Origin of the sequence: Cupriavidus basilensis OR16 (genome assembly GCF_000243095.1) — a bacterium.
GTDB lineage: Bacteria > Pseudomonadota > Gammaproteobacteria > Burkholderiales > Burkholderiaceae > Cupriavidus > Cupriavidus basilensis_D.
Window position 1 is genome coordinate 1 of sequence record NZ_AHJE01000286.1, and the last position, 841, is coordinate 841.

At 68.1% G+C, this 841-nt stretch carries 1 protein-coding gene and 1 pseudogene; both read right to left on the reverse strand.

Translation table 11 applies throughout. The features are described 5' to 3' along the window. Positions 1-495: alpha/beta fold hydrolase (locus OR16_RS38750; RefSeq protein WP_006164876.1), on the reverse strand; the 495-nt coding region annotated here is incomplete at its 3' end. 58 nt (positions 496-553) lie between these two features. After that, positions 554-841: pseudogene (locus OR16_RS38755) on the reverse strand (hypothetical protein); the annotation flags it as partial.

Sequence of the window (841 nt, forward strand, 5' to 3'; positions counted from 1 at the left end):
CCGGCTGCCGGCGGCGCTGGCAAAGGCAGGCGTAAACCAACGCTGCAACGAGCCCTCCACCAGCGGCGACATGCCGTCGCGCAGCACGTCTTCGATGCGCGTGTTCCACGCCTCGGGCGTGCCGATCTTGGGCGCGGTATTGGCCAGCACAATGCGGGAGAAGCGCTGCGGTGCGTTCACGCCCAGCCACATGCCGGTGAGGCCGCCCATCGACAAGCCGCAGAAGGCGGCCTTCTGGATCTGCAAGGCGTCCATCAGCGCGATGACATCGCTGCCCAGTTCCGCCACGCTGCTCGGGCCCGGGGGCAATGCGGACTGGCCGTGGCCGCGGGTGTCGTAGCGCAGGATGCGGAACTGCTGGCCCAGTGCTTCGGCCTGCGGCGCCCACATCGTGTGGTCGGTGCCCAGCGAGTTGGAGAAGATGAGGACGGGCGCGGATGCCGGGCCTTCCAGCATGTAGAAGAGGCGGTTGCCGGCGTGGGTGATAAAGGGCAAGGTGGTCTCCAGATAATCGAAATCGAAATTGGGTTCGAGGTTCAGTGACGTGTGTGCTTCAAGCGCTTGTGACCGGGGTCCCGGAGGGCGATCCATGTTGGCCGGCTTCCTGCCGCCAGGCCGCCAGGACCGCATCGGCGAAGCCCGCCGCCTGCCCGGCGTAATTGGCCGGATCGCAAACCCGGTCCAGCGCCGCCGCATCCATCAGCTCCGCATGCGCTGCGTCCTCGGCCAGGGTCGCACCCAGGGCTTCCCGCAATGTCGTGCCTTCGGCCACGGCCCGCCGGCAGGCGCCTTCCACCAGGTGATGCGCCGGCAGCCTGCCGATCTTGCCGCCGAGCTCCAG